The 4,645-nt window shown below is 51.0% G+C and carries 5 protein-coding genes; 3 read left to right on the top strand and 2 right to left on the bottom strand.

The genetic code is table 11. The annotated features are described in order from the left end of the window. From NP596_RS19970 to NP596_RS19960, 3 genes are all read left to right on the top strand, one after another. A partial coding sequence (locus NP596_RS19970) for a class I SAM-dependent DNA methyltransferase (protein ID WP_371927987.1) occupies positions 1-1,769 on the top strand: 1,769 nt, incomplete at its 5' end. 101 nt (positions 1,770-1,870) lie between these two features. Next, the gene (locus tag NP596_RS19965; protein WP_256617152.1) at positions 1,871-2,128 is read left to right on the top strand and encodes a hypothetical protein; all 258 of its coding nucleotides are present in this window, start codon (positions 1,871-1,873) and stop codon (positions 2,126-2,128) included. Further along, positions 2,125-2,541, top strand: a complete 417-nt coding sequence (locus NP596_RS19960) for a type II toxin-antitoxin system VapC family toxin (RefSeq protein ID WP_256617151.1) — start codon at positions 2,125-2,127, stop codon at positions 2,539-2,541. The genes NP596_RS19965 and NP596_RS19960 overlap by 4 nt, the downstream gene beginning before the upstream one ends. Here NP596_RS19960 and NP596_RS19955 read toward each other — a convergent pair. Next, positions 2,533-3,522 carry a type IV pilus inner membrane component PilO gene (locus NP596_RS19955; protein WP_256617150.1) on the bottom strand — a complete coding sequence of 330 codons (990 nt, stop codon included), beginning with the start codon at positions 3,520-3,522 and terminating at the stop codon, positions 2,533-2,535. The genes NP596_RS19960 and NP596_RS19955 overlap by 9 nt on opposite strands. Before the next feature lie 33 nt (positions 3,523-3,555). After that, positions 3,556-4,645 (bottom strand): tyrosine-type recombinase/integrase (locus NP596_RS19950; protein ID WP_256617149.1); only part of this gene is annotated, 1,090 nt, incomplete at its 5' end.

The following is a 4,645-nucleotide window of genomic DNA, read 5'->3' as shown; positions in this document are numbered from 1 at the left end:
AAGCCAACATCCTGAAAGTGATATGCCCGTTGTTTTTAGACGATCTGAAAGCCGAGCTGAAGAAAATCGGTAAAAACGACAAAAAACTGTTTGCCTTTCAGCAAAAACTCGCCAGCCTGCAATTTTTCGACCCGGCCTGCGGCTGCGGCAATTTCCTGGTGATCGCCTATCGGGAACTGCGCCTACTGGAAATGGAAGTGATCGAAGCGATTTATGGCAAAAGTCTGTCGGGCCAGCTCAATGTCGATACCTTGATTCTATGCAATGTCCACCAATTCCACGGCATCGAAATCGACCCGTCCGCCGCGCAAATCGCTACGGTCGCACTGTGGCTAACCGACCATCAAATGAACCTGCGAGTGCAGCGTTTCGGCAATTATTACAGCCGGATTCCGTTGGTCAAGAAAGCCAACATCATCTGCGGCAATGCGCTGCAAATCGATTGGAACGACGTGCTGCCGGCAAAACAATGCGGTTTCGTGATGGGGAATCCACCGTTTATTGGCGCAAAATATATGACCGCAGAGCAACGTGCCGACATTGAACCCATTTTTAAGCCATTGAAAAATGGTGGCTTGCTTGATTATGTGGCGGCTTGGTATGTCAAGGCCGCCAGCTTCATTCAAAACAACCCCAAAGCGCCTGTCGCGTTTGTATCCACCAACAGCATCACCCAAGGCGAGCAAGTGGGCGTGTTGTGGCCGTACTTGTTTGCGCACGGTATCAAAATCCATTTTGCCCACCGCACCTTCCGTTGGAGCAACGAAGGCAGGGGCGTTGCAGCCGTGCATTGCGTCATTGTGGGCTTTGGGCTTGGCGACACTGCCGCGAAAACCCTCTACGAGTATGAAGACATCAATGGCGGGCCGACCGTGCTGTCGGCAAAGCACATCAACCCTTATCTGGTGGATGCCCCGGATGTGACGCTAACCAACCGGAAAACTCCACTATGCGATGTACCCGAGATCGGTATCGGCAACAAACCCATCGATGGCGGACATTATCTGTTCACCCCGGAAGAAAAAGACGCTTTCCTCACGCACGAACCGCAAGCGGCTAAATGGTTCCGACGCTGGATCGGCGCTGACGAATTCATCAACGGTTACGAACGCTGGTGCCTGTGGCTAGGCGACTGCCCACCCAACGAACTGCGCCAGATGCCGGAAGCCATGAAGCGCGTGGAATCTGTGCGAAAAACTCGCCTTGCCAGCAAGAGCGCCCCGACGCAGAAACTCGCCGCCACGCCGACGCGCTTTCATGTGGAAAATATCCCTGATGCACCCTATCTGGTGATTCCCGAAGTTTCCTCCGAACGACGTCAGTTCATTCCGGTTGGATTCATGCAGCCAGACACCTTGTCCAGTAATCTGGTACGCATTCTGCCGCACGCAACCCTCTACCACTTCGGAATATTGACCTCGACCATGCATAACGCCTGGATGCGCACCGTGTGCGGACGCTTGAAAAGTGACTACCGTTACTCCGTTGGCATCGTCTATAACAACTTCCCTTGGCCTACGCTCACCGACAAGCAGGGGGCCGCCATCGAAGCCGCCGGGCAAGCTGTGCTGGATGCGCGCGCCCAGTTTCCAGGTTCCACATTGGCTGACCTCTACGATCCGCTCGCCATGCCACCTGAGTTGGTGAAAGCCCATGCCGAACTCGACAAGGCCGTCGATGCCGCCTACGGCTACAAGGGCAAAAAAGACGACGCGGCTAGGGTGGCGTTTTTGTTTGGCCTTTACCAAAATATCGTCAACGAAGACTGATTATCGTTTATTGTTATGCAAACCTTTGGAACCGAAGCAGCCTTTACTGCTTGAAATCAGTGAGTTGCAACACCATTCCTACATTATAAGGCTTAGTCATTATGCAAATCACCGCCGAACTGGACAACCAGCATCTCGAAAAACTGCAAGCGCTTGAAAAAGCCTTACGAAAAAACACGTCAGAGCTGATTTCGCTCGCCATCGATGAAATTTATCAACGGCAAGCCCCTTCGCTGCTCAGCGAAGGCCAGAAAGCCTATCAAATCATGCAGCAAACCGGCTTTATCGGCAGCATGGCCGGCGACGGCAGTCTGTCGGAAAACTACAAGGATGTTCTGGATTGGAGCGATAAAACATGATCATCGCCGATTCTGGGTTTTGGATTGCCTTGGCCGATAAAAACGACAAACATCACATCAAGGCCGATGCCGCCGCCAAATCCTTGGATGAAGGTTTGATAACGACGTTTCCGGTAATGACGGAAGTTTGCCACATTCTGTTAAAACGCCGGGGCGCGGCGGCGCAATTAAGTTTCATGCAAATGTACCAACTGGGCGCGTTTGAAGTGTTTGAAATTCAGGATGGCCATAAAGCCCGCATCGTGGATTTGATGCGCCAATACGCCGATTTGCCGATGGATTTGGCCGATGCATCGCTGGTGTTATTGGCGGAAGATTTGGGCCATGGCCGGATTTTCAGCACCGACCAACGCGATTTTCACGCCTACCGCTGGAAAAGTACCCGGCCATTTCTAAATCTGTTGTTACCTTGAAAACGGAAAATTCCCCACATCCTGCAATACCCGCATAAAATCCCCGTACTCGACGATGCCTTTGCTACGGCATTGAATCATGCTGAAGCGCACGGCTTCTTTTAAGTGTGGATGGTCTTTAATCCACTGTTCGTGTTCGGTATAAACCGGCGATTGAGTTTGCAATAAGGCCTGATAGGCTTCTAGCGCTGCCGGAAAGCGGGCGGCTAATTTCTCGCAAACGGTTTTGGTGTAAAACTGGGCAAAGCCCTCCACGATGGCTAGGTCGGCATTGCCAAAATCTTTGGTTTCCCACGTAGTGCCGTCGATGTCTTTGCCCCAGTGGGTGTAAGCGTGCGCCAGTTCATGCGCCAGCACGACCAGACATAAGCCTTCGATGGAAATGCTGTAAAGCTGCGCATAAATGCCGATTGCCGCCCAATAAATTTCGACTCTAGGCACGTTGAAAAAATACGCGCCCAAGATGTCTTGGTTAAGCTCTCTAAGCCTGTGTTTGATGTCAGTTTGCCGAAGTTGCTCAAGTATTCGTTGGAGCCAGCCGGATGCGTCGGCAAGATCGGATGGTGAAATTTGGCTGGGGCACAATGTTTGGAGTGCGGAAAACTGATCATTGGCGACGCGAAGCCCTTTCACTGTATCGGCAAAGGCTTTTTCATTTAACAGGGTAGGGGCTTGTTCGCTGTAGTCTCTCAGAACGTGAATCAACGGCTCCGGCAGGCCATCGACTACTTTGATGGGGATTTGGGTGGGTTTGTGTTCAGGGTGATTGATCTTGCTTTCTAAGCTGAGCCTGAGCGCGGTTTCATTGCGCAATTGGTCTCTAACAATCAAATTCCACTGATCGACGGTACGCTTTACTCGTTGCTGTAAGTCCGGTTGGTAATGTTCAAGTTGTTCAATCCAGCGTCTGGCAGGCATAGAGTCCGCATCAGGGGAAATATTGTGGCCGTAGTAAGTATCGCCCCAATTTTGTGTAAACATATATCCGCCTTGATCATGAATGAATTTCGCAACTTACCCTTGCTCTCTGAACGGTATCACTTGCGCCCTGATCTTTAGGTCATCCAGATAATCGGCCCAGGCTTGCATCATCTTCCGCCGTTCCGCTAAGTGTGCCGTGCGGTTATAGGCTCTGCCATTCGGGTCTTTCACCGCATGCGCTAGCTGGTGTTCAATGAAGTCTGGCCTAAACCCAAGGATCTCATCCAGAATGGTTCGCGCCATGGCTCGAAAGCCGTGAGCTGTCATAATGTCTTTGCCATAGCCCAATCGTTTCAAAGCTGCATTTAGAGTGTTTTCACTCATGCAGCGGTCACCGCGCGGGTTGCGTTCGGATGGAAAAACGAAGCGGCCATGTCCGGTAAGTGGTCGCAGTTTTAGCAATATGTCTTGCGCTTGTGTCGATAGTGGCACAATGTGCTGTACTTCGGTTTTTGAAACAAAGTAACGCCACTCGTTGACTTCAAAATCAATATGGGCCCATTCGGCTGCGCGTAATTCGCCAGGGCGAACAAAAACCAGCGGCGCAAGTTTTAATGCACAAACTGCCGGTAGGGAGCCCTGATAACCATCGATTGCGCGTAATAACTCTGCGGCCTGTTTGGGTTCCGTAATGGCTGCGAAATGCTCGCCTTTTGCCGGTGGTAAAGCACCGCGCAGGTCTGGCGTTATGTCTCGATCCGCTCGACCGGTGGCAACGGCATAACGAAAAACTTGCCCGCAAATTTGTAAGGTGCGGTGAGCTGTTTCGATAGTTCCGCGATCTTCAATAATGCGTAGGCAAGCCAAAATGTCTTTGGGCAATATTTCGGTAATGGGTTTGCTGCCAATCCATGGGAAGATATTGCGTTCGAGCATTCGTTTCGATCGATTGTTTTTTTCACTCCAGGTTTCGACTTTCTTTTCGCCCCATTCGCGGGCGATATGTTCAAAGCTATCGATAATGGTAAGACCAGCTTCAAGTCGTTTAGTGTTTTCGATTTCAATTTTTTGCGCTGTTTTTGTTTCTTTTCGAATAGCGCTAGGGTCGGTGCCATTTGCCACGCTGTTTCTTGCTTCTGTTGCTTTGGTTCTCGCATTAGCTAGAGTGGTGGCAGGGTAGGTT

This window comes from Methylomonas rivi, assembly GCF_024505165.1.
GTDB lineage: Bacteria > Pseudomonadota > Gammaproteobacteria > Methylococcales > Methylomonadaceae > Methylomonas > Methylomonas rivi.
The sequence above is the reverse complement of the archived record's forward strand: the minus strand, read 5'-3'. Positions and strand labels throughout refer to the sequence as shown.

Bases quoted from the DNA above. Each gene is read 5' to 3' on its own strand.
- NP596_RS19955 (WP_256617150.1), bottom strand. From the start codon at position 3,522: ATGTTTACACAAAATTGGGGCGATACTTACTACGGCCACAATATTTCC.
- NP596_RS19960 (WP_256617151.1), top strand. From the start codon at position 2,125: ATGATCATCGCCGATTCTGGGTTTTGGATTGCCTTGGCCGATAAAAAC.
- NP596_RS19965 (WP_256617152.1), top strand. From the start codon at position 1,871: ATGCAAATCACCGCCGAACTGGACAACCAGCATCTCGAAAAACTGCAA.